Raw genomic sequence first — 26,138 nt, forward strand, 5'->3', positions numbered from 1 at the left:
TGCCCTACTTATTTCATTAGGTTTTAGAATGTTGACGCGCTTTCTGTTTTAACGCTGCATTATTTTACACAAGAGCTAGTGTACCAAACAGGTGTATCAAAAGCAAGCATTATTTGATAAATTCTGTCGTTCGAATAACTCTTGCATCCCCTAATAATTTTACTAATTCATTATCATGAGTAATAATCAAAATCATAATTCCTTGATTGGATAATTGTGTAATTAATTCCGCAATTTTACCGACGGTTTTCTCATCTAAGGCAGAGGTTGGTTCATCAAAGCAAAGTAAACTTGGATTCATCATCATCGCTCGCGCAATCGCAACACGTTGCTTTTGCCCACCTGATAACTGGCTCGGTTTAGAATCCCCTTTGTCTCCGACACCCATTTGTTCCAACAATGAAGCCGCTCTTTCTTCTAAAACAGCTTTGTCAGCAAATTTATTCGAAAGTGGGGCTAATAATAAATTCTCAGTCACACTTAAGTTTGGGAATAATTGATAATCTTGGAACACAAGTCCGATCTTGTATTGATAATCTTTAATGGATTGATTATCTTGATATTCTCCGTCTTTAACTAAGTAAGTATCATCAATCGAGATAGAACCTTTATCAACTTCTTCCAAGTGATTGATCATACGCAGTAATGTTGTCTTCCCGCTTCCCGACTCCCCTAGAATGACTGTAATTTCTCCTGGGGCAACTTCCATACTATAATTACTTATTACGACATTATTCCCGAACTGTTTACTAACGTCTTTTACGATTAAACTCATTTGTAATCCTCCTAATAGTCAATTCTCTTCTCAATTTGATTTAATACAATTGTGACAATTCCTGTTAAAGCTAAGTAAATCACACCGACATATAAGTACGGCATCATACTTGCGTACTGATTAGATAATGAACGCCCAACTTTTAGTAATTCGTCTAAACCAAGAATATAAATAAGTGATGTGTCTTTTACTAAACTGATGACTTCATTACCTACGGAAGGCATTACCACTTTCCAAAGTTGTGGAAGAATCACTCGACGATATCCCGTTAGTTTATTAATGGATAATACTTTTAATGATTCGTACTGACCTTGAGGAATGGCATTTAAGCCTCCTCGGAAAATCTCCACTAGATAAGCAGCATAGTTTATGATCATGGTCGCTAAGGCTGCAGGCACACGGTCTAGTGTAATACCTAAAAACGGTAAGCCGAAATATACAACCATTAATTGAAGAAGTAATGGCGACCCTCTAAAGACGTATACATATACTTGGATGATTGCTTTTATCCAAGCTGGTGCGCGTTGTTCTAATAAGGCGATAATCAAACCAAGTGGAATACTGACAATTAAAACAACAAAGAATACGAGTAAAGTTGTTTTGGCTGCATCCAATAATGGTGCAAGCATATTTGCTTCTTCAGCAGACTCATCGCCTCCTAATTCAGCGAACCAACGATTTTCTATTTCTTCATAAGCTTCACTAATTAATACCTCATTTAAAGCGACATTAAAGTCTTCAACAAAGGCTGTTTCATTTTGTCTGAAACCTACGGCTGTTTCAGTTATTCCAAAGTCTTCATCTAACATGCGGTAGTCGCCTGCTTGACCGTTTTGTGAGAAATAATATCTTGTCACTAATTCTGCAACCACAATCGCATCCACCCGACCTGTAGCTAATTCTTGAAGGACTTCATTAAAAGAAGAGAAAGTAATCACTCGACCGCCATCTAATGATTCTTCTAAGCCTGGTTGTTGTCTGATTGCTTCTAATTGAGAGGATCCTTCTTGAGTCGCAACTTTCTTACCTTCTAAATCTGCAATCGTTTGAATCTCACTATCATTCTTAACTAATACACCGACGCGACCTTCGACATAATTATCAGAGAAAAGTACTAATTCTTCTCTCTCAGGTGTTTTTGAATAACCGTTCCAGATCATATCAATATTTCCGTTATTCAGTTCTGCTTCTTTCATTGACCAGTCAATGGATTGGAATTCATAATCAACCCCCATGTTGTCAAAGACTTCTTCAGCTAATTCAATGTCAAAGCCTGTATATTCACCATCATCTAAAAACCCATAAGGTGCGAAAGTTGAATCGAGTCCAACTGTAACTGTCTCACCAGGTTGGATTGTTATATCTGATTGAGCTGCTGCTTGGATGGGTACAAATACCAACATACTAAGTATTAATAAATTAAGCCATTTTTTCATTTTCAAACTCCTTTAAACAAATTAAAAACGCCCTTCACTCTGTTTGGGAGCAAAGGACGTCGAGACGTGGTTCCACCTTCATTTATAATTACCTCACGGTAATTAACTTAATCACTTATGCTACATGAGCAAAAGTGAGACGATAACGCGTCAAACGTTTTATGTTTTGTGATAGGGTGTGTGTGAGTATGGCTTCATGATTTGCTTTCCAGCTACCGCAAACTCTCTTTCATGAAGGAATCCATCTTTAAAACCTATCCATAAATAAATTATTATTAAGAATATGGTAAAAGAAACCAACGTTAAAGTCAATGATTTTAATGTTTTTTTAATTTTAAGCTTCGATGCGTCTTTCGATAAATCTCAACACCAATGTTGTCACACCTGTAAATAATAAATAAATAATTGCTACATAAACAAATGGCATTAAACTGGCTTGTTGATTCGACATCGTTCGACCTACTTTTAATAATTCTTCTAAACCAAGAATATGGATTAATGATGTATCTTTAATCAAACTAATGACTTCATTCCCTACGGATGGCATAACGATTTTCCATAATTGTGGAAGTATGACGTTTTTTAAACCATTGAAGCGATTGATTGAAAGAACTTGTAAGGCTTCGTACTGCCCTTTAGGTATGGCATTTAACCCACCTCTAAAAATCTCAACAAAATAAGCGGCATAATTTAAGACTAAAGTAATGAGGGCGGCTTCAAACCGCCCCAATACTATGCCAATAAATGGAAGACCAAAGAACATAAACATCATTTGAAGCAATAAAGGCGTCCCGCGAAAAAGATAAACGTACCCATTCACTATTAACCCTAATGTTTTCGAAAATCTCTGCGCTAATAAGGCAATTATTAACCCTAGGGGAATACTTAATATTAGCGTGAATATGAAAAATTGAAAGGTTGTAACGAAACCATTATATAGGGGTTGTAACATTGATAAGTTCATTTCTTTTCGCTCCTTATAGCTTACTCATTAGTTATATTATTCGCTATCTACATCACTAAACCATTGTGATTTAATTTCTGTAAATGTGTCGTCTTCAATAATTTCTGCTAACACAGCATTAAACTCTTCAACAAACGCTTCATCTGTCTTACGAAAACCGACTGCGTAATCTTCTTCACCAAAGTTCTCTTCTAAAATTCGATATTGATCTGCCGTCCCATTTTGCTCTAGGAAGTAAGTTGCTAATAATTCATCAACGACAATTCCTTCCACGCGGCCGTTGTCTAAGTCACTAAATACTTCAACAAACGTTGGATATGTGACAGGTTGACCGCCATCTAATGCTTCAGCAAAGTCAGCTTCATTCATAATTGCTTCTAATGAAGCAGATTGCTCTTGAGTTGCGATTAATCTGCCAGCAAAATCTTCTTTGGATTGAATATCACTATCGACTTTAACAATAATCACTTGACGGTTTTGAATATAGGGATCAGAGAATAGTACTACTTCTTCACGTTGTGGTGTCACTGAATAACCGTTCCAGATCATATCAATGTTTCCTGTATTTAACTCTGTTTCTTTCATACTCCAATCAATGGGTTGGAAAGAATATTCAATATCCAGTCGACCTAAAATCTCATTGGCTAGATCAATATCAAAACCAACATTCTCTCCTGCTTCATTTTTGAAACCAAAAGGTGCGAATGTGTCATCGAAACCAATGACTACCCCTTCATCCTTATTTATTTCTTGTGCAAAACTTGGCTTTGAAACGGATAATAATAACAATAGAGCGACAAACACCATACTGATTTTCGATACAAATTTTTTCATTTTCTTATCTCCTTTTTATAAATCAAAGCAACAAAAGACGCCCTTTAATCCAATTGGATTAAAGGACGTCTACGACGTGGTCCCACCTTTTTTTATAATTATTTCGCAATAATTATCTCAGCAAGTAATAGAATTACTTTGACGATAAAGGGTCAACCTTGACTATTATACAAAGGGTGTGTCTTCATAGGGGGCTATGCTTTGCTTCTCAGCTACCGCAAATTCTCTTTCATAACCTTGCCTATCTCTTCGTCCTTTGAAACAATCTGTTTTATTTATGAGCTTATAATAAGATATATAATCAAAAAAGTCAAGTGTTTTAATTTAATTCTAATAAATGTTACTGATTTTGTCTTTTAACCACAAAAAAATACCCCCTAATTTCTTAGGTGGCATCGTCCTTACATTGTAAATTATAAGGCTGCAACAGTTGCCATCACCATTGTGGCAGATACTTTACCTGCAGTAACAATGAATTCATCGAATGTAACTGAAGCTTCATCATTAGCTGAATCTGAAATCGCACGAATAATAACAAATGGGACTCCCATAACATATGCTGCTTGAGCAATCGCAGTAGATTCCATTTCAGCCGCTCGAGCTAACGGGAAATTATTTAATATTTCTGACTTTTGTTCTTGTGTTGAAACAAATTGATCACCTGAAACAATTTGTCCGATATAAGGTTCTAAGCCAATTTCACGACATGCATTTTGAGCTATTCTTACCATTTCAGTATCTGGATAATATTGCGCTGGCATTCCAGCCATTTGTCCAAGCTCATAATTAAAGCCGGTTACATCGACATCATGATAAGTTAATGAATGGGCAATCACAATATCTCCGACTTCTAAAGCAGAGTCCAGTGCTCCAGCTGACCCTGTATTAATAATATGTGTCACATTAAATAATTGTTTTAATAATGTCACTGTGATTGTTACGTTTACTTTCCCAATCCCTGATAATACGAGAACAACTTCTTTGCCTTCCAAATTACCTTTAATAAATTCTACACCGAATTGCTCAGTGTGTTCTTGATTTGTAATAGATTTTTTTAACTCGCGAATTTCTTCTTCCATCGCTCCAATTAGCCCAATAATCATAATTATTCCTCTTTCTTTTATGTATTTTATAGTAAGAATGCAATGACTAACACGATAATTAATAATACGCCAACAATGATAATACCATTGTTTAAGAAGCGATCGATCCGTGCATTATACTTCGCACGTCTTGGCATTGCATTGTTTTGACTCGTTCTTGTTGCTTCTTGCTCGTCATTCTCTTCTGTATATTCCTCTGGTATTTCACTTTCATAATTTGATTCATATGGAATTTCTTGTTCATCATTTGCATATCTTTGACTTCTCGTTTCATATTCAGGATTGAAGTCATCTTGTTGCTCTTGATAATAGGAGTAATCCTCTTCACTTGGCCACTGATTCTCCTCATATGTTTCATCTGGATTGATCTGATATTCACGTGTTTCATCAAATTCCAGCTCTTCTTCCTCTGGATTATTATCATAATCTAAATAATCTTCATAGTCACTATTTCGTTTTCTATTAAACATTTTATTCACCCTTTTGATATAGCCAGTAATTTAAAGCAAGTGTAGTCTTCATATCCCTCACTTCATCATTATCTAGCATAGTCTTCACTTCTTGACGAGTATATTCAACTAATTCAATCTGTTCGTCCTCATCTTGAGCAAGTGGATTTTCGACTTTAATTAAGCCTTCCGCAACAAATACGGTTACCTTTTCATTAATAAAGCCCGGAGATACATAATAACTTCCTAACTCCGTCCAATCGTTCGCCTGATAGCCTGTCTCCTCTTCAAGTTCACGTTTAGCTGCCAGGAGTGCATCTTCTTCTCTACCCTCAATAAAATCTCTTAAACCCGCAGGTATCTCAATAATGTGATCGACCACTGCAGGTCGATATTGCTTCACAAGTATTGCAGTATCACGAGGTGTGATCGCTAAAATACCGACCGCTGATTGATGATTAATTAATTCACGGTAAGCAAGTTGCCCGTTCTCTAATTCGATTTGATTTCGATATAATTGTAAGATTGCCCCATCATAGATTAATTCACTTTCTCTTAAAGCTTCATCTTGTAAGAATGGGATATGTTCTGGATTCGAATACATCATGTACCTCCTAATAAATATAAGACAAATTGTAGCGCCTCTTCCTGTATAATACAAGTAAAGACTTCAATCCACCTTTCATTCTTCTCTAAATGTAAGTATAGACAAGTTCTGTGTGTAATGCATGACTTTTTGATTAAATTTATATGCCCAATATTTAAATATGGGTCTCTAGTCCGATAAATGATTCAATGCTCTATGATAAACTTTAGTTAAGATGAACATGAAAAAGAAAAAAATTAAAATGGAGGATTAATTATGAAACGACCACATACAAATAAATCAAGTCGTAAGTGCAGAAATGTTCCCATGATTATTATAATTTTACTATTCCTTGGGATACTGCTATCCGGCTCAACATTTTTACCATACTCACTTATTTACCTAGCCATCGTCATCGTTATGACCCTTGGCTCAATTTCAACATTATCACGTCTATATAACCATCTGACTAATGACAATCCCCATGTCTTACAAACCATTGTCTATTTATTTTCGCTTTTAAGTCTTGCGGGGGCAGGTCTTAATGCGATTTTTGAAGTTGATTATCATATGATAAATAATATAGTATTACTCTTTATCTTATGTCTAACCACCCTTTTTGGGTTTGGAGTTATGACTTTTATCATTGATAAGATATTTGTGAATCAGCCAAAATCATTTACCAAAAACCCTTTTTCTAGATCTAAAGCAACAGATAAAATTCAACATTATCAAGAAGCTGGTTTATCTGATGAAGAAATTTCATACTTTAGAGAACAATTAGCCCAAGCACGCGAACATATTATCTCGATTGAAAAACAAATGAACGCTACTGCTAAATTACGTGCCATTGATGTTAGACACAATACGATTGAAATAAGTAAGCAATTCTTTCAAGATATTGTCAAAGAACCTAAACGCTTCAGTGAAGCCGGAGATGTTATATACCGTATTCTCCCTTCCTTAGATGATTTAACTGAGAAATACAATGAAGTGAGCGAACACATTGCTAAGAACAAACAAACGTATCTGATTCTAGAAAAAAGTGCTCAGACGATTGAAGAATTAGCTGAACGCTTAACTGAAGATTATATTAGCTTCCACAAGGCGACTTATCAAGATTTAGATGACGAGATTAATTTAGCTAACCGTACTTTAAATCGCCAGCAAACAAATGATCCATCTAAATCGGTTGATGAAATATTAGAAGATTGGAATAATATGGACAAAGATGATGACATCGAGACGAAGGAGTAGAAAAATATGACTGAAGAAAAAGACTTATTCGACGAACTATTAGAACAAGAACACGGTTCAATCAATGAACCCGTTCAACCAAAGCAACAAGAATCATCTGAATTTGATGAATTACTAGCCAATCCATTCGATGAAACCATCGAGCAAACGCTAGAAAAAGATTTAGCAGATCAAGAAATGATTGCTAAACGTCAAGTATCCAATGAAAAGTTAATCGAACGTTTACCAGAGCATCGTCAAAAACAAGCGCAAGACTTAGCTAAACAAATTGATGAAGCAAACATGGGTGCTATCATAGCTTATGGATCAAATGCACAGAAAAAATTAAGTGAATTTTCTCGCTCAATCCTTCAACAAGTCCAATTAAAGGATACGGGAGAAGTCGGTGATGTTCTTACAGAGTTAATGACTAAACTACAAGAATCTGACCCACGTCAACTAACGGCTGAACCAAACATCTTCCAACGTGTATTCAAACGTGTGAAGAGTTCAATTACTGAAACTCAAATGCGTTACCAACAAATCGGGAGTCAAATTGACCGAGTAGCGATTCGTTTAGAACGCGAAAAAACTGAATTGTTAAATGACAATCAGATGTTAGAACAATTCTATAATAAAAATAAAGATTACTTTGACGCTTTAAATGTCTACATTGCTGCCGGAGAAGTTAAGATGGAACAGCTTCAAAACGAAGTCATTCCAGCAGCGATCGAAAAAGCACGCCAGTCTCAAGATCAAATGGAAGTCCAAAAAGTGAACGACTTAAATCAATTCTTAGACCGCTTGGATAAGCGAACACATGATCTACGCTTAACACGTCAAATGACTATTCAACAAGCACCACAAATTCGAATGATTCAAAACACTAACCAAGTCCTAGCAGAAAAGATTCAAGTATCCGTCCATACGGCTATCCCATTATGGGAGAACCAAATTACGATTGCCTTGGCTCTTCTCCGTCAACAAAACGCAGCAACATCTCAGCGACAAGTGTCTGAAACAACCAACAGTCTGCTTCTGAAAAACTCAGAAATGTTGAAACAAAGTACTGTTGATATTGCTCGCGAAGCTGAACGAGGAGTGATTGATATCGATACATTACGTAAAACTCAAGCCAACCTTGTTGGAGCCTTAGAAGAAACCTTAGAAATCCAAAAAACAGGACGCCAACAACGTCGACTAGCTGAACAAGAATTAACAGTCATGGAGAATGAATTACACGACAAACTCCTAGCTATCTCAGACGAACAAAAGAGACAACGACAAGATGGTACTACAGAATATTAACCTATACAAAAAGACGAGCCACCGAGAGAAATCTCAGTGGCTCGTCTTTTTTGCATTTGCATAGTAAGTGGATAAGCATGATAAGATCACTATATTAGACTTTTACTAATCTTTCAACTTTAAAACTCCCTGCGGTGAATAGAACCAGGCCATATAACGCAATGACTGGAATATTTGGTAAGATTGCTCCCGTGTCTAGAGATTCAAACAGCCAATAAAATGGTGAGATATATTGGATGAATGAGAAACTTGGTATATCTATAATACCTATGCCTAAGAACACAAAGACAATTGATAAGACAATACCTACCATTAGGATGACTTGATCATTTTTAAATAGTCTGAATAGGACCATCGTAAAGCCAGCGTTAAAGATACAAAAAGCAAGAATTGCAGCAATTATCACTGGGAGTTGCGTGATTATAATACCGAATATTAAACAAATAAGCAAGATCACTAACATCGCTGAGATAAAATTATAGAGCGAGAAGGCTGCTAAAACACTACCTAATATTTGCCAACTGCGGGCATTTGTTACAATACTTCGGGTTAACACACCATCACTTCTTAATTTATTCAAATCAGCACTCACTAAGCTACTTGCGTAACTCATAAAGAATATAGTCATAAAAACTACGATGACTAAATTTCCGTCAATGGGAGTATAACTTTGTTTGATACTTGGTTCAGCAACTTGAATTTTTTCAAAGTCTAACTCAGCTTCATTTAAAGCATTCTCTGTCATTACTTCACTCAATACAGAGGTAAATTCAGATTCAAAGAATATATCATTATTTTCTCCATTGATACTACGCGTTTTAATTCTGGAACCTTCCTCTGGAAAGTTAACGGGGATTTCATAAATCATCGCTAACTCACTTTGTTCCAATTGCTCAAAGGCCCTTTTAGAATCTGACGTAAAGTTAGCTTGTAAATTCTCACTCAGTCTTGGGTACACATTCTCCTCGACAAACTCCGAATCATTTACGATAACAAACTCTTCACTTAAGATTGCATTCGTATCAGAGGTGGTGATAAATAATAAACCACCGACCATAAATAACGGCATGATGAAAGATATGGAGATGAGACCAAAATTTTGGCATATGCGTTTAAAATGAAACCAAACTAATTGTATGAATTTCATATTGGTTTCAACTCCCTTCTGTTTCTCAGTTGAATAACGAAGAATATTAGTATGACACTAACCAATACAATTCCAACAGCAATGCCGATATTCGACATCCAATCGTTATTGAGAATATAGTCAATCATCGGTTGAGAGAAAATTTCTCGATAGTAATTTTGACTAAATATCTCTCCAAATTCCCCACCTATAAGACGGTCGATGGGTAGAAAACCTAAAATCATATATAAAGATGTTATGATAAGGTAAACTAAATTCACGTATTTATCTGGTATAAAATAATATAAAATACCATTCAATACTTGGAATAATAATGCATACACAACTATCCAGCCAAGATAAAACAAGGGATTCCCAACAAATGTCGTACTATCAATGAATCGCCATATGACCATATACAAACTAGCTAAAAATGTATACGTTAGTGTGTCTGAGATGATACCGTAAATAACGTCTTGTGCGGGGGTCAGTGGGAGCACGCCAATTCTTTTTCTTAGACCCTTCATATCTTCGTTTGTCTTTAGACCTATGCTTCCTGCTAGTGACAAAATAAAGATATAAACGAGGCCAGAAACAGAAATATACTGATTACTCGTTAAAGCTGATTGAGATTCATACTGTTCCTTTACAAATACTTGTTCACTACTCAATTGAGATGCGCGATTAAGAGAATCTATCAGTTCATCGACAGTGGCTTGATCTGACTTTGCTCCCAATTCTTCGCCTAATTGTTGTTGATTGACTAAACTACTTTGAAAACTTGTAATTAATTGAGTAAGTATTGCTTCTTCAGATGCTGAAGCATTTTCTTTAGATTCAATACTCACTAAAGTATCTTCTAAGCGTTGACTATATTCTGGTTGAAGATGAATAACAAAGTTTGAATCATCATGACTTTCTACGATGTCCACATATGATTGCATGGTCTCATTACTGAAAGCATCAATGAAGACTTGCCCCACCTCCCCTTGATCTTCATTATTAATACTGACTTCCACCGGATTACTTGTTTGTTCAGGGACAAAAGCTGAACTAAAGGAGAAGCCCATTAAGAGTGAGAAAAAGATCGGCATAGCAACATATAATGCCAGAATCGACATCCATTGCTTAGCATTCGCTCGCATGTTTGTCTTAACGTAAGTCCATAATTGACTCATTAATAAAACCTCCTTAGTCTCTTAATGTTTTTCCTGTGAGTTGTAAGAAAGCTTCCTCTAAACTTAAAGCTTCTTTATTTAACGTCGTTAGTTCGATATTTTCTTCGTTAATTAAGGTCATCAATTCTTTTGTGTTAAATTCAACAGGATCGACAATTAAGTGGAATGAATTATTTTCACTCACAACTTGTTGAACACCTGACAATCTCGTCGTTAATTTCTCTTCCAAATCAAGTGGCGCTTGTTCCACATCGATAAACCATTTCACTGTATCTTGAACTAATTGCTTAATCTCAGCTTGTGTTCCATAACCAATTTGTTGACCATTATCTAATATGAATAAACGCTCACACAAGGCTTCTACTTCTTCCATGTAGTGTGAAGTATATAGAACGGTTGTACCGTACTCCTGATTCATATATTGAATAAATTCGAAAATCTTATTTCTTGACTGAGGATCCACCCCAACAGTCGGCTCATCCAGGATGAGAAATTTGGGTCTGTGAAGAATTGCGGCTGCGATATTTAACCGTCTTTGCATCCCACCAGAGAACGTTTTAACTGCTTTTTTCGTATGTTCCGTTAACCCAACCACCTCAAGGGCTTCATTGATACGTTCTTTCAACAAATGACCGGATAAACCATAAAGTCCACCAAAATATTCCAAATTCGAAGTCGCATTTAACTCTTGCATCAGAGCAATTTCTTGAGGTACTAAGCCGATTTGTTCACGCACTTTTACAACATCTTGAGGAACCACGTGCCCATCGACTGAAATATCCCCTGAATTATATTGTGTCAGACCGGTAATAATATCAATCAATGTTGATTTTCCTGCACCATTGGGTCCAATTAGGCCAAAGCATTCTCCACTTTCAATCTCAAAAGAAACATTGTCTAACACTTGATCTTTACCGTAACTCTTGTATATATTATTAATTTCTACATAGCTCATAATTACCCTCCTCTTTATTTCTAACTTAAGTATAGCTAAACATTGATGTGACGGCTATTCACTGAGGTCACCGATTCGAGTGACTTTAGTCACTATTAAAAAAACACCCATTATAAACGCAGGAATTTGCATTTATTTAGGGTGTTGTCTTAATTCATCAAGCCATTCTCATAAGCAAAAATGGCTAGTTGAGTTCGATCTCGTAAATCTAGTTTATTTAAAATCGTACTAATATTGTTTTTAACTGTTCCAACAGAGAGATATAAAGTATCAGAAATTTCTTGATTATTTAATCCGCTGGCTATAAGCGAAATCATCTTCATTTCTTTCTCTGATAAATTAAAGTCCTTTCCATTAAAACTTTTACTTTGGAAGTTGGGGTTATTAGATAACATGGCTTGACTAATCTTTCCGTCCAAAACAACATTATCGTTATAGACAATACGGATGCCTTCATGAATCTCTTCATGACTACTATCTTTAAGTAAATAACCCGATGCTCCTAATTGCATTGATTGAGCGATGTACTCCACATCTTCGAAAGTTGTTAGTATTAATACTTTAATTTGAGGATGAGCCACTTTGATTAACTCGGTCCCTTCGATCCCATTTGAATCTGGCATGCGAATATCCATGAGCACAACATCAACCGGATTATGTTGGCAAAATATCGCCGCTTCTTTACCGCTAGTCGCCTCTCCAACAATCTCAATATCTTCAAAAGAACCTAGTAATATAGCTAAACCACCTCTGATGAGTTGTTCATCATCAACAAGTAATACTTTGATTCTATCCGTCATAACTGCTGCCTCCCTTTGGTAATACGATTCTGACTTTAAAGCCTTTATTTAGAGCGGATTGAATCTGAACTTTTCCACCTAATAACTTCGTCCGTTCTTTCATCCCCGTAATGCCCATTTGTGGTTTAATCGTATCCGTTCCTTTTCCATTATCCATCATCGTTAAGATAACCGTGGAATCCGTAAAGTGACATTGAATTCGAACTTCATCTGCTTGACTATGTTTACTACTGTTACTTAAAAATTCTTGAATCGCTCTCATAAATAATAACTCTTGTTCAGGCGATAAGCTCCAAAGTAATTGATTATTATTAAAATAAACTTTAATCGGACTATTATGCTCAAAATCTGAAATGAAGTGGTGTACTTGTTCAATAAAGGCAAACTTTTGATAATGCTTTGGCTTTAATTGGTGAATCACCTGGCGAACATCTGATAAGCCTTCTTTAGTAAAGTGATGTAATTGCTTTAACATAGCTGATGCTTGTGGCATCTTTTCCTCTGTCAATTTCTCAATGGCTGCCAATTGGATGACGATGGTCGATAAAGTATGCCCTACCGTATCATGTAAATCCCTAGAAATTCGGTTCCTCTCATTAAGGGTATGAATTTCCTCCATCGCAATCATTTGTGCCTTTTGCTCTATCAACCGCTCTTCTTGCTCATCTGCTTGAGTGCGAAACTCATAAAGACTAGTTTCTTGTACTTCTAAGCGGGTTGCTTGTTCGGCTAAATAACCACATATGATAACGATACTCACTGTGAACATTAAATAATCCACCTGCGGCCAAATCGTGAGCGTTGACCATATAAACCCCGAAACAATCGCCATTAAAGATAATATAAGTACAGTCTTTTTCCGTGAAAATAACTCTCTTAATTCAATTGTTAAAAGTCCTAGCATCAAATATGGAAAGGATGGCAGTAGCCATATATTGATTAAGGCTAAAAGACACAATACAACACTATTTATCTGTTTATATTGCAAACATTCCATATAAAACCAACCTAAATGAAAGCAAATAATCCAAATAAAAAACCAAAAGAAATTACTTTGCCAAAAACTTTCTAAAGGGAAAAATTGCCCCATACTTAAGATTAATAATATATATTTAATCACTTTCATACACTCACCTCATCTTTTACATATTTAAATATAACAGACGCCAAGTATGAATGGTAGATTTTACATAATTTCTAGATAAATAGAAATACCCCACCAGACAAAATCTGTCTAGTGGGGCAATTTAACTACTCTAATTATTCAGCTGCTTCCTCGAAATACTCTGGGAAGTGTGATTCTACGATTGAGAAACAACGGTGACATAATTCTGGTGCCGCCTCAATTGTTCCAACTTCTGGTCTTACCGCACGACAACGGTCACAAGTATGACCTTCTGCCGGCTGAACTTTAACACCAAAGCCGTCATAATCAACCACTGATTCGTCTGCTTCATCAGCTAATTTTAATTCTAAACCAGATACTATTAATAATTGGTCTAAATGATCACTTAAGTCATTCAATTGATCAATTGTCTCTTGATCTGTATAGACAGTTGCTTTTGCTTCAAATGATTTCTTGATTGGGTGTTCTTCATCATTTTTTGCATTTTCTAAACCTTTAGCAACAGCTGACTCCACTTTGAAGAAGACATCCCATTCTTTAACAGTTTCTTTGTCTTGAGAAACGTCTTCGAATTTAGGTAAGTCTTGTAATTGAACAAAACCTTCTGCTCCTGGTAATTCTTTCCAAGCTTCTTCCATAGTATGAAGTAAGATTGGTGATAATAATGGAATTAAACCTTCAAGAACTGTATAAATAACAGTTTGCATTGCACGACGCGCTTTAGATTCTGCCGCTTCAATATAAACGACATCTTTTGCAAAGTCTAAGTAGAACGCTGATAAATCAACAGTAATGAAATTAATTACTTTCTTGAAGATAGTAGAGAATTCATAATTTTCGTAAGCTTTTGTTACTTCATTAACTAAAATACGATATTTAGCAAGAATATATTGATCAACTTTTGCTAAATCACTTTCAGCAATCTTATCTGTTTCAGGATTGAAATCAAATAAGTTTGATAACATAAAGCGCACTGTGTTACGAATCTTACGGTATGATTCAGATACTTGTTTTAAGATGTCTTTAGAGATACGTACATCGTTCTCATAATCCACACTTGAAACCCATAGACGGATGATATCTGCACCTAATTCTTCTGTAATCTCCTCAGGTGTAATAACATTACCGATTGATTTACTCATTTTTTGACCTTTTCCATCCATAACAAATCCTTGAGAAAGAACTGATTTGTACGGTGGGAAACCATTCACAGCTACTGAAGTTGTAAAACTTGAGTTGAACCATCCACGGTATTGGTCTGATCCTTCTAAGTACATATCTGCAGGGAATTTTTGGTCTTCACGAACTTGTAATACCCCAGCGTAAGATGTTCCTGAGTCAAACCATACGTCCATAATGTCATTTTCTTTAGTAAATTTACCATTTGGACTATCTGGATGAGTGAATCCTTCAGGTAATAAATCTTTAGGTTCTCTTTCAAACCAAACGTTTGATCCAAACTCTTCAACTAATTTAGCAACGTGTTCAACTGTTTCAGTTGTTAAGATAGGCTCTCCATTTTCTGCATAGAAGATTGGTAATGGCACTCCCCATACACGTTGGCGAGAAATTACCCAGTCACCACGATCTCGGATCATATTATACATACGACGTTCGCCCGATGGGTGATACCATTTCACATCATTTTCAACTGAGCTTAATAACTCATCGCGGAATTTGTTAATTGAAGCAAACCATTGTGGTGTCGCACGGTAAATTACAGGTTTCTTAGTACGCCAGTCATGTGGGTAGCTATGTTTGAAATTCTCGTCAAATAATAAAGCTCCAGTTTCACGCATCTCTTCTACGATGACTTTATTCCCTTTAAGGTAGAACATTCCTTCATATCCGGGTGCTCCATCTGTAAAGTGTCCGCGGTCATCAATAGGAGAAAGAACATCTAAGCCATATTTTTGCCCAACAATGAAGTCATCTTCCCCGTGTCCAGGTGCTGTATGAACGACACCAGTACCGGCATCTAATTCAACGTGGTCACCTAACATTAATAATGATTCACGATCATATAACGGATGTTGTGCAGTTAAACGGTCAAATTGCTCCCCTTTATATTCTGCTTCGATTGAGTAATCTTCCCAACCAATTTTCTTAGCAACTGCTTCTAGTAAAGCTTCCGCAACAATAAATTTACGTCCATCAACATTGACTAAAACATATTTAGCATCTGCCTTTACAGATAAACCTAAGTTTGAAGGTAATGTCCAAGGCGTCGTTGTCCAGATTACGAACTCAGCATCTGCCGGTACAACATCTTTGCCATCTTTTACTTTGAAAGCAACGAAAATAGAAGGTGACGTAACGTCTTTATATTCAACTTCTGCCTCAGCTAATGTTGATTCACTTGAAGGTGACCAGTAAATTGGTTTTAGTCCTTTATAGATATATCCGCGTTCAGCCATTTGACCAAAGATACGGATTTGTTGAGCTTCATATTCGGGTTTTAAAGTTAAATACGGATTATCCCATTCACCAGTCACACCTAAACGCATAAAGTCTTCTTTTTGATTTTCAACTTGTTTCAATGCATACTCTTCACATAATTTACGGAATTCAGCGACAGACATACTCTTACGGTCTACGCCATCAGCATTAACTAAGGCTTGTTCAATTGGTAAACCATGTGTATCCCAACCAGGAACATAAGGTGAGCTATATCCAGCCATAGAGTGGTAACGTACAATAAAGTCTTTAGTTACTTTATTTAATGCATGCCCCATATGTAATTTACCATTCGCATACGGAGGTCCATCATGTAAGATCCATGAAGGACGTCCTTCATTTTTCTCTTGAATTTTCTCGTACATGTCAGCGTCTGACCATTCTTTTTGTAATTCTACTTCTTTAGTAGGTAAATTTGCGCGCATGGCGAAATCTGTTTTACCTAAATTTAATGTATCTTTTAGTTTCATTATTATCTCCAATCTGATTGATTTAATTAAACATAAAAAACGCCCCTAAAAAAGGGACGTTATAAACGCGGTACCACCCAAATTAATAAGTTATCCCTAAAGATGACTTATTCACTCTAAATGTTAACGCTATTTAAGCGGTTATGATTACTTACTTTCACCATAACAAGCACAAAGATGATATTAATCAAAGGAGGGACTGCCAAGCTTTCACCACTCTTGACTCGCTAAAAGTATCCTAAGATTAACTTGTTCTTATTAATCTTTTGGTAATTCAATTCTAATTGTTTGTCCTAATACACTTTCACGACGTTGAGCTGCACGTTTCTCACGTTCTGCTTCAGCTTGTGCTTCTTCATCAATCATCGCTTCTAATTCTGCGTGTCTAGAATCAACTTCTTGCTCTTCTGGCTCAACATTATTTAATAACTCATCACGATTTAAATCAACTCGTGTCGCTTCAGTATCTTCATGATCAGCTACACCAATAGTTGCCGGATAATCTACTTCTGGAGTAGGTGCTGGCGCGTTTTTGATTTCTTCTTCAACAAAGCGATCATTTGTAATTTCATGCGCTGCATTAAAATCAGCACTGTTCTCTTCTTCAAGTCGATCTACGCGTTGATTTACACGTTGATTTGTTGCTTCATGGAAGTGATCAGGATTAAATTGTGATTCAATCTCTTCATCAAATAATCTATGATACTCTTCACTCGTTACAACTTCAAGTTGTTGGCGAATCATTTGCTCTAGTTTATTACGGTATGATTTGCTTGAACGACGTAATGCATCAGATTCAGTGACGATATTTTTAGCTGTATCTGAAGCACTATTAATCATTCGATCAGCTTCTCTTTCAGCTTCGAATAAGATAAGTTCTGCTTCTTTACGTGCGTTTTGTTTCAAGCGATCTGCTGCTTCTTGAGCGACTACAATTGAACTGTTTAATGAGTCTTGTAATTGTGCAAAATACTCATTTTTTTCTTTAGATGCTGCTAAGTCTTTCTTAAGTTCATTATTCTCCGCAATCATCTTTTCAAAGTCCGCAACAATTATATCTAAATAATCATTAACCTGGTCTGAGTCATATCCGCGAAACTTCGAATTAAATTCTTTATTTAATATTTCGTTAGGTGTTAATACCATGAATTTACAAATCCTTTCAAATATATTCAAGTTATGTAATTTACTTTAAAAGCACATTGACGTTTAATCGATAATTATCTTTCTTAGTCATACCCTCAATATCATTGATCCAGAAGCGTCCAAACTTACGTAATGAAATGATATCATTGATACCAATCTCAACGTCAGGTCTCTCCATTGGAACGAAATTCACTTTCACATCACCTTGTGAGACTGAATTTTTCGCACGCTGTCTAGAAAAATTATAGACTTTGCTTAATAAAGTGTCAAGCCGTAAAGAGCTAGAAATTACATGCTTTACTTCCCATTGTTCTTGTGAGGTTAATATATCATCAAATGATAACTCTTCCAATTGAACTCCAACATTCGCGATTTTAGTCACTTGAGTTTTCAAATAGTCACTAATTGATGCATCAACGAGTGCATGCCAATTCGTTCCATCTGTAATAATATCCCCAATGCGCTCTCTTTCAATTCCAGTTGAAATAAAAGTTCCAAGAATTCTACCATGCGTTAAATTTCCAAATTTTTCTGGATACTTAATGTTGAATAGAACGATCGTAAAATCTTCATCATTCGGTTCATAATACTGCGGATAAATACAGGCTTGTTTACGTTCCGCACCTTCATAACCACCTCTGAAAATAACTGAAATCTCATCTCGGCTTGCGACAAGTTGTTCAACAATCATCTTCTCTCGCGGGGTTAAAAATACAGTTGTATAAGGCGCATAAGTTAAATCTACTTGATCTATCCAACCGAATACTTTATCAATAAACGGTTGCTCTTCGGGTCGATAATGTTGATATATATCATCTGACATTTAATTCACCACATTTTTAAAATAATATTGCTGCCAATATCCAGATTAAACCATCTCGGATAAATCGTAAAACAAAAATTGCAATAATAACATTGAAACTAATGCCCCCTAATGGCGGGATGAATCGATCAAATATATCCAAATATGGTCGTGCTATTTTAACAATAAATTGTCCTAAGGCACTTTCACGGGCACCTGGTAACCATGATAATAGTGCGTATACGACTAAAACCAGTGTATATGCCTGAAATAAATTAGAAACTAAGCTCAAAAGGCCCAACTATAACACTCCCTTAAATTCTTATCTTATGAATTATAACATAAATCTTTCCTTATTGATAAATAAAAAGAGGAACCAATACTGATTCCTCTATTATTATTTTGATGCTTTAGCATCTTAACTCTTTATTAACGATGACGTTTACGGAAAAATGGTGGTGTATCTAATTCATCTGAATCATTCACTTCACTTTGACGACTTCCTGATCCATCCGTATTTGGACGTTCAAATTGACGTTTAGGTTTAGAATCTGCTTCAGATGTATCTACGTCACGTGTATTTGTTTCTCTATTAATATCCCAATCACTGAATAAATCACGTTTTTGTTGACGACGTGGTGTTGTTTCGTTTGATTGGTTTGGTGTTTCTGGTTGTTGTTGACTTTGAGCTGGTTGAGTTGGTTCTGCTGAAGATGATGGTGTATTGAATGAGCGTCTTGGTGGTGTGCTCATTTTATTACGATCAGTCTTCTCATTCTCAATACCAGTTGCGATTACTGTAACAATCACTTCGTCACCTAAATCATTATTGATTGACGTACCGAAGATAATGTTTACATCGCCACTTGATGCATTTGCAACAATATCACTAGCATCTTGTGCTTCGAATAAGCTTAAGTCTTCTCCACCTGTAATGTTTAATAAGATTTGTTCTGCGCCATCAATAGATACTTCTAATAATGGTGATGAGATAGCTTTCTTAGTTGCTTCAGCCGTACGGTTCTCACCTGATGACTGACCAACACCCATTAATGCAGTTCCTTGATCTTTCATTACAGTTTTCACGTCAGCAAAGTCTAAGTTAACGTAACCTGGTGCTGTAATTAAATCAGAGATACCTTGTACACCTTGACGTAAAACATTATCTGCTTCACTGAACGCTTCTAACATTGGAGTTTTACGGTCTACGATTTCTAATAAACGGTTGTTTGAGATAATTACTAATGTATCAACCGCGTCTTTTAAGTTTTTCAATCCTTCAGCTGCAAAGCGTCCACGTTTTGGTCCTTCAAAAGTAAATGGACGTGTTACAACACCTACTGTTAAAGCGCCTAAGTCTTTAGCAATCTTAGCCACGACTGGTGCAGCACCTGTACCAGTACCTCCACCCATACCAGCAGTAACAAACACTAAATCTGCTCCTTCTAGTACTTCGCGAATTTGCTCTTCACTTTCTTCAGCTGCTTTAAGTCCAATTTCTGGTAATGATCCTGCACCTAACCCTTTAGTTACTTTTGGGCCTAATTGGATTTTAATTTCAGCGTCTGAACCTTGTAGTGCTTGAGTGTCCGTATTTGCAACGATGAATTCAACACCTTGAACTTCATCTTTAATCATACGATTAACGGCATTTCCACCTGCTCCACCTACACCAATTACTTTAATTACTGCGCCATCATATCCCATTGTTGAATCGAATGATAATTCCATTTATATTCCTCCTGTTTATCTATCAAGTCTTAATCAAAAAATGTTTGGAAAAAATCACGGACTTTTGCCGTTATGCCATTCCCATTACTTTGATCAGTAACAGGCTCTGAATATTTGTTCGCTTCGTCATCTTGCGAATAGTCATCATAGTATGCCGCATCTTCGTAACGATAGTCGTCATCAAATGAATTATATTGTTGATAATCTTCTTGTTGATTTGAACTAGGCATAGTGTCTGGCATCGTGCGTTGGTCGGTTGCCATTTGGTTTGTCTCGTTAGCTGGTTGACGACGTTGACCGCCGAACAAGTCACCTGATTGTTGACCTCGTGCCGCTTGCCCTTGGTTACGGCCACTAGATGGTGCCGGACGTCTTTGTCCACCTTGTGGCGGCATAGATTGTCTTGGGGCAGCTTGTGAAGGAACTGCAAAAGTTCCTTGAGCAATTCGGTGCACATCATCAAGATTTGCAGCATATTCGATCATTCCAAGGCTTGTCGTATAAATTGGATTACGCATTCCCATTTCTTCAGGAATAAATAAGCGAACTTTACTTCCAAAGTATCGTTTAGCTAAGTCTAGGACTCCTGGTAAAGACACAGCTCCACCTGTCAGAACATATCCTCCAGGTAAATCGAGTCCATCAACACGATTTAATTCTTCATATAATGTTTCAAAGATTTGCACTAAACGTGCTTCGATAATTTCAGCAAGATAATGTTCATCTACACGGACAGGTTCTTTCTTTCCAACTGTTTCAACTGGGAAGTACTCATCGTCTGTAGTTTGACTTGCGATAGCAAAGCCATATTCTCGTTTGATTCGCTCAGCTGAATCAAGTGACGTGTTTAGAATAACTGAGATATCTTTTGTAACGAAATCTCCACCCTCTTGATCCACGAATGAATATTTCATCTGGCCGTCATACATAATGGATGCACTTGATTGTCCACCACCCATATCAACAACCACTGTTCCGAATTCTCGTTCATCTGCTGATAAAGCTACGGATGCAATTGCTTCTGGTTGAACGACAAGTTCACTGATTGATAAACCTGCTTTTTGAACACAACGTCTAATATTATGAATGATTGTTCTTGGTCCTGTAATTAAACGAGCATAGAGCTCTAAACGAACTCCAATCATACCTCTTGGATCTTTAATTCCGTTAAATCCATCGACAATAAATTCTTCAGGAATAATTGAGATAATTTCTCTTTCAGGTGGTACTGAACGAACTTTAGCTGCATTGATTACATTCTCAACGTCTAGGGCAGTTATTTCCCTATTATCGCTTGCAACAGCAATCATACCGTGGCAATCTTCTACCATAATTTGATTACTTGGAACACCAACGATCACTTCGTTAATTTTAACATTTGCTTTTCGTTCTGCTTGAGAAATGGCTCTTAGAATCGAGTTGACTGTATCATCTATATCGACGATAACCCCACGACTCAATCCACGTGATTTTTCATTTCCCACGCCGATAATATTAATATTTCCATTAATATACTCAGCGACAACGACTTTAATTGAGGTCGTACCAATATCTAAACTAACAAAAATTTCTTGATTTCTCATTTAGGTATTAACCCCCTTCTGGCTAATTATTTTTCTATATTTTGTTTAATTTTCTTCAATTTCACATTACCTATATTAGCACAAACTTCATTTTAATAGAAGAAAAAAAAGATAAATGTAAGTATAATTACATATAACTTATCTTAATTATTGTCAAGTTTGACACTATTAGCAGAATCTTCTGTTGGTGTGAAGTATGCACCGACTTCAAAATTAATCACTCCGGTTTGTCCGTCTAATTGTGTTAAAATATCCGGATAATATTGCACTTTTTGAGCAAAAGTCGAAATAATGGCATTAATGGTATTTCCGTCTTCCATTTCAACAACAATGGCATTCGGTTTATTCTCGTCATCTGCGGAAGTCACCGTCTCCATCATAGCTAATATCTCTGGATCAATTTGACGCAAACCTTGTGCAACTTCCGTCAGTTTTCCACTTGTATCGAAGCCGATTAATTCTGGTAATGCTTCATTGGCTATATTTGCTAATTCTTGATTCCCGGATACATTCAGTATTTCACCGTTATTTAAGACTAGATGATAACCATCTTGGTTAATTAACCCCACAAGATCATGTTCAACAACATTAATTTCTAATTGCTTCCAATCTGGTCGATTAAATACGACACTTTCAATTAAAGGATTTTCCTCTTTAATTGTCGCTTCAATGTCTTGTCTTTGGCTCATAACTTCATCCACTTCATCGAATTTATATATTCGAGACGATCCTTTTACAAACGTTTCCGGAACAAGCTCGGTTCCTGTGACGACTAAATTATTCACTTTATTAAACGGCATTAATTGCCAACCCGTCACTAGCATTGTTAGGTATATTAATGCAAAAACTGCAAATAGTACAGTCTTTCCTTCTGGCAAGGTCGCATTAGAACTTTTATTCATCTGTCTATTGACCCTTTGATGCAAGTTATAATACCAATTAGTTCGACTACCTTGAGGTTGATTTCTTCGTGGTGGTTGATTGCCTGAGTAATTTCGGTTTAAGTTCTGATTTCTGTTCAGATTTTGATTTCGACTTCGATTCAAATTCTGATTTTGCTGTCTAGTCGCTCTTTCTCGAGTGTTTGATTGAGGTTGGTCGAAGTTTCGACTATTTGGTTGATTTGCACGACTATGAAACTCATTCTGATCGCGTCTGTAATCATCCATATGATATACACGTCGCTGTTGAACAGGACCTGACTGAGGCGGTATCGGATGAATGACTTGATTCGGTTGATACTGTTCTTCTCGATTCTGATTCCCTTCAGTTTGGGTGTTTTGAGTCCGACTGAAATAATCTTGCTCAAGTTCGTCTCGATTTGTTATGCCACTTTGCTTTGGAATAATCGGATTTCCATTACTGTCGATGCGATAGTTTCCACGAATCGGTTGAGACGGTTCGTTTACCGGTCTAGATTGCCTTGTTTCAGGACTGTTTGGTTTCCGATTATTTGACGTGTTTTGAGGCCCTGTTCGATAATTTCCTCGTCGCTCATTATTACTCATAGCTTTCACCTCCTCGAAAATATTTAGTCTTTATTACTTAATGAATAGATTCAACTATTGTAATAATATCATCTATTGCGTGTGGCGTACCTAATTTTTTAGCATTTTCAGCCATTTTATTTAATGAGGTTTGATCAAGAATCATTTGGTCAATCGTTTGAACTAGTTGATTTGAATCTAGTCGATCTTCCTTTATCATTTCAGCAGCTTGATTATTCACTAATGCCATGGCATTCATCTCTTGATGATTATTCGTCACGTATGGACTAGGAATTAAAATACTCGGAAGTCCAAGTGTTGTCAATTCAGCTAATGTCGTTGCACCACTTCGGCAAACAACTAAATCAATACTTTGAAATAGTGCAGGCATGTTATCAATGTATGGAACTATTTTAACATTATTAGGTATTTTAATCTGGTTCTCTTCTATATAAGTCATCCATTCTGAGTGATGAACTGAACCAGTCCCAATAATTACTTGATACTCTTTATTAGCAAAGGCTTCGATGGATTCTACAGCTGCTTTATTAATAGCTGGCGCACCACGACTACCTCCAAATATTAGTACTGTTGGTAATTGGTCATTAAAGTCATAATTTTTAGATAGAATATGCTCATCTTTAGCATAGTTTGTTACTTCTTGTCCTCGTGGGTTTCCAGTAAATGCCACTTTGTGACTAACTTTTGCAAAGTCATTCTCAACTTCATAAAAAGACGTCGCAACTTTATCTACAAAGCGACTTAAGAATTTATTAGTTACTCCCGCGACACTATTTTGTTCATGAATCAGTGTCGGAATACCTAATTGGGTTGCTCCATAAAGGACAGGTGCACATACGAAGCCGCCAGTTCCTATGACTAATTCAGGTTGAAATTCTTTGATTAATTTCTTCGCTTTTTGTGTGCTCGTTAACATTTGCCAAGCGACTTTTATATTATCCAGCGATAAACTACGTTTTAAACCAGATATCTCAATGGATTTAAAGTCAATATTCGCTTTTGGAACAATACTTGCTTCGAGACCTTTGTCTGTACCGATGTATAAACATTCTAAGTCCGGATTGAGTTCTTTCATTCGATTATAAATTGCAAGAGCTGGATAAATATGTCCCCCAGTTCCTCCACCAGATAAGATGATTCGATTGATTTTCATAATATGATACTCCTATTCATCCGTATATGGTTCTTCTAGTAATAATTGTTCAATGGTATCGATATAAACGTCACCACGAATTTCAAAGTTTTGATATTGATCCCAGCTCGCACAGCTTGGTGATAATAAGACGACTTCACCTTGTCTTGCTTCACGGTAAGCTTTTGATGTAGCTTCTATTAAATCATCAAAAATTTCAATAGTGTTAACGCCCGCAGCTTTAAAGGCTTTTGCCATCTTGTCTTTGGTTTCACCGTAAAGATAAGCTCCTGATACGTTCTTAAGATAGGGTATTAACTCATCAAATTCATTACCACGATCTAAGCCGCCACCAATAAATCGAATGGGTTGTTTGAAACTATTTAAAGCGGTAATCGTTGCGGTAATATTCGTTGCTTTTGAATCATTGTAGAAACTACGTCCACTGACATTCGCAACTGGCTGAATTCTATGTCGCATCCCTTTGTACTCTTTGACAATATCAGAAATCTCTTGGTTAGAAATGCCTTTTAGTTTAGCAACTGCCACAGCCGCTAGGACATTCTCGACATTATGACTACCAGGAATTTGAATATCTGATAATGGTATAATTTGCTCTTCTTTAAAGTATATCCATTCACCTTCTACATAAGCACCATGCGATCGGACAAACTCATCGATTATTTCAATTGAAAAAGGAATAAGTTGCCCTTTAAATTCTTTAACCCAATGATGTAATTCAGCATTATCATAACGATAAACGATTTGGTCATCCTGTGTTTGATTGGCTAAAATCTTTAATTTGGCTTTGGCATATTCTTCACGTGTATGATGATAATCCAAATGAGCTTCATAAATATTGGTAATGACCGCAATTTCAGCGTGGAATTGTTCTGTTCCAGCTAATTGGAAACTAGATAATTCCATGACGATGTCATCATCTTCTGTCGCTTGATCAATAACATCTAAAGTTGGGATGCCAATATTTCCAGCAAGGTAAGCATGTCCTTTTTCTCTTTCAGTTAATAATTCTCTCAGTAAACTTGTTGTCGTTGTTTTACCATTACTACCTGTAATACCTATGATCGATGCCTTACTAAATCTTGAAGCAAGCTCAACATCTGTATAAATTGGGATGTTTTTTTCAATCGCTTTTTGTAAAAAAGGAATTGAATAAGGGATCCCGGGGTTTTTGATAATCATATCAAAATGCTTATCCAAGAGTTCTAAAGGATGCCCACCATCGACGATTTGGACGCCATCTTCTAAAAGCAAAGTAACCGACGGGTCTTGTGATAGATCCCCTCGGTCATTAATCGTTACATTTGCTTGTTGTTTAACTAGGAACTCAGCTACACTTTTCCCTGTTTTTGCGTAGCCTAACACTAGTATTTCTTTGTCTGATAAATTCTCGTTCGTTCCCATTCTAAAAA

Annotated in this window: 23 protein-coding genes and 1 other annotated feature; of the genes, 2 read left to right on the plus strand and 21 right to left on the minus strand. The window is 36.3% G+C overall.

Features of this window, described 5'->3' with window-relative positions; genetic code table 11:
* Positions 1–109: 109 nt before the first annotated feature.
* The 7 genes from FEZ33_RS01535 to FEZ33_RS01565 form a co-directional block, all read right to left on the minus strand.
* A complete protein-coding gene (locus FEZ33_RS01535; RefSeq protein ID WP_138403624.1) occupies positions 110–775 on the minus strand; it encodes an amino acid ABC transporter ATP-binding protein in 666 nt (221 codons plus the stop codon).
* Between the two features lie 11 nt (positions 776–786).
* Positions 787–2,211: an ABC transporter permease subunit gene (locus FEZ33_RS01540; RefSeq protein WP_138403625.1), complete on the minus strand. Its 1,425-nt coding sequence runs from the start codon at positions 2,209–2,211 to the stop codon at positions 787–789.
* Positions 2,212–2,545: 334 nt separating this feature from the next.
* Complete coding sequence (locus FEZ33_RS01545; protein ID WP_138403626.1) at positions 2,546–3,175, minus strand: amino acid ABC transporter permease; 630 nt, start codon at positions 3,173–3,175, stop codon at positions 2,546–2,548.
* Positions 3,176–3,211: 36 nt separating this feature from the next.
* On the minus strand, positions 3,212–4,009 hold the full coding sequence (locus FEZ33_RS01550) for an amino acid ABC transporter substrate-binding protein (RefSeq protein WP_138403627.1): 798 nt from the start codon (positions 4,007–4,009) through the stop codon (positions 3,212–3,214).
* A 413-nt stretch (positions 4,010–4,422) separates the two neighbouring features.
* Positions 4,423–5,112, minus strand: a complete 690-nt coding sequence (locus FEZ33_RS01555; protein ID WP_138403628.1) for a 5'-methylthioadenosine/adenosylhomocysteine nucleosidase — start codon at positions 5,110–5,112, stop codon at positions 4,423–4,425.
* Positions 5,113–5,138: 26 nt separating this feature from the next.
* The gene (locus FEZ33_RS01560; protein ID WP_138403629.1) at positions 5,139–5,582 is read right to left on the minus strand and encodes a hypothetical protein; all 444 of its coding nucleotides are present in this window, start codon (positions 5,580–5,582) and stop codon (positions 5,139–5,141) included.
* 1 nt (position 5,583) lies between these two features.
* Positions 5,584–6,165 (minus strand): NUDIX hydrolase, encoded by a 582-nt coding sequence (locus FEZ33_RS01565; RefSeq protein ID WP_171031240.1) that lies wholly within the window; start codon positions 6,163–6,165, stop codon positions 5,584–5,586.
* Between the two features lie 258 nt (positions 6,166–6,423).
* Here FEZ33_RS01565 and FEZ33_RS01570 point away from each other — a divergent pair, with 258 nt between their 5' ends.
* Together FEZ33_RS01570 and FEZ33_RS01575 are read left to right on the plus strand one after the other, a co-directional pair.
* Positions 6,424–7,404 carry a 5-bromo-4-chloroindolyl phosphate hydrolysis family protein gene (locus tag FEZ33_RS01570; RefSeq protein WP_138403631.1) on the plus strand — a complete coding sequence of 327 codons (981 nt, stop codon included), beginning with the start codon at positions 6,424–6,426 and terminating at the stop codon, positions 7,402–7,404.
* A gap of 6 nt (positions 7,405–7,410) precedes the next feature.
* Positions 7,411–8,691 (plus strand): toxic anion resistance protein, encoded by a 1,281-nt coding sequence (locus FEZ33_RS01575; protein ID WP_138403632.1) that lies wholly within the window; start codon positions 7,411–7,413, stop codon positions 8,689–8,691.
* Between the two features lie 94 nt (positions 8,692–8,785).
* Here the strand turns inward: FEZ33_RS01575 and FEZ33_RS01580 are convergent, their stop codons facing one another.
* The 14 genes from FEZ33_RS01580 to murD all read right to left on the minus strand — a co-directional run bounded on the left by FEZ33_RS01580 (position 8,786) and on the right by murD (position 26,130).
* Positions 8,786–9,838: an ABC transporter permease gene (locus tag FEZ33_RS01580; protein ID WP_138403633.1), complete on the minus strand. Its 1,053-nt coding sequence runs from the start codon at positions 9,836–9,838 to the stop codon at positions 8,786–8,788.
* Entirely contained in the window at positions 9,835–10,995 is a 1,161-nt protein-coding gene (locus FEZ33_RS01585) for an ABC transporter permease (RefSeq protein ID WP_138403634.1), read from the minus strand. Before FEZ33_RS01585 ends, FEZ33_RS01580 begins: the two co-directional genes overlap by 4 nt.
* 13 nt (positions 10,996–11,008) lie before the next feature.
* A complete protein-coding gene (locus FEZ33_RS01590; protein ID WP_138403635.1) occupies positions 11,009–11,950 on the minus strand; it encodes an ABC transporter ATP-binding protein in 942 nt (313 codons plus the stop codon).
* Positions 11,951–12,099: 149 nt separating this feature from the next.
* Positions 12,100–12,750, minus strand: coding sequence for a response regulator transcription factor (locus tag FEZ33_RS01595; RefSeq protein ID WP_138403636.1), 651 nt, complete (start codon positions 12,748–12,750; stop codon positions 12,100–12,102).
* A complete protein-coding gene (locus FEZ33_RS01600; protein WP_171031242.1) occupies positions 12,740–13,519 on the minus strand; it encodes a sensor histidine kinase in 780 nt (259 codons plus the stop codon). The genes FEZ33_RS01595 and FEZ33_RS01600 overlap by 11 nt, the downstream gene beginning before the upstream one ends.
* Before the next feature lie 491 nt (positions 13,520–14,010).
* Positions 14,011–16,803 carry an isoleucine--tRNA ligase gene (gene ileS / locus FEZ33_RS01605; RefSeq protein WP_138403638.1) on the minus strand — a complete coding sequence of 931 codons (2,793 nt, stop codon included), beginning with the start codon at positions 16,801–16,803 and terminating at the stop codon, positions 14,011–14,013.
* Positions 16,804–16,852: 49 nt separating this feature from the next.
* Positions 16,853–17,074: a binding site (T-box leader), on the minus strand.
* Positions 17,062–17,949, minus strand: a complete 888-nt coding sequence (locus FEZ33_RS01610) for a DivIVA domain-containing protein (RefSeq protein ID WP_138403639.1) — start codon at positions 17,947–17,949, stop codon at positions 17,062–17,064. (Overlaps the previous feature by 13 nt.)
* A gap of 40 nt (positions 17,950–17,989) precedes the next feature.
* Entirely contained in the window at positions 17,990–18,772 is a 783-nt protein-coding gene (locus tag FEZ33_RS01615; protein WP_138403640.1) for a YlmH family RNA-binding protein, read from the minus strand.
* Between the two features lie 16 nt (positions 18,773–18,788).
* Complete coding sequence (locus FEZ33_RS01620) at positions 18,789–19,052, minus strand: YggT family protein (protein WP_138403641.1); 264 nt, start codon at positions 19,050–19,052, stop codon at positions 18,789–18,791.
* A gap of 128 nt (positions 19,053–19,180) precedes the next feature.
* Positions 19,181–20,482, minus strand: a complete 1,302-nt coding sequence (gene ftsZ, locus FEZ33_RS01625) for a cell division protein FtsZ (RefSeq protein WP_138403642.1) — start codon at positions 20,480–20,482, stop codon at positions 19,181–19,183.
* 29 nt (positions 20,483–20,511) lie between these two features.
* The gene (ftsA, locus tag FEZ33_RS01630; RefSeq protein WP_138403643.1) at positions 20,512–22,065 is read right to left on the minus strand and encodes a cell division protein FtsA; all 1,554 of its coding nucleotides are present in this window, start codon (positions 22,063–22,065) and stop codon (positions 20,512–20,514) included.
* Between the two features lie 143 nt (positions 22,066–22,208).
* Positions 22,209–23,573 carry a cell division protein FtsQ/DivIB gene (locus FEZ33_RS01635; protein ID WP_138403644.1) on the minus strand — a complete coding sequence of 455 codons (1,365 nt, stop codon included), beginning with the start codon at positions 23,571–23,573 and terminating at the stop codon, positions 22,209–22,211.
* A 37-nt stretch (positions 23,574–23,610) separates the two neighbouring features.
* Positions 23,611–24,726: an undecaprenyldiphospho-muramoylpentapeptide beta-N-acetylglucosaminyltransferase gene (gene murG / locus FEZ33_RS01640; protein WP_171031243.1), complete on the minus strand. Its 1,116-nt coding sequence runs from the start codon at positions 24,724–24,726 to the stop codon at positions 23,611–23,613.
* A gap of 12 nt (positions 24,727–24,738) precedes the next feature.
* Positions 24,739–26,130, minus strand: coding sequence for a UDP-N-acetylmuramoyl-L-alanine--D-glutamate ligase (gene murD, locus FEZ33_RS01645; protein ID WP_138403646.1), 1,392 nt, complete (start codon positions 26,128–26,130; stop codon positions 24,739–24,741).
* Positions 26,131–26,138 lie beyond the last annotated feature (8 nt).

It is taken from the genome of Ruoffia tabacinasalis, assembly GCF_005864045.1.
GTDB lineage: Bacteria > Bacillota > Bacilli > Lactobacillales > Aerococcaceae > Ruoffia > Ruoffia tabacinasalis.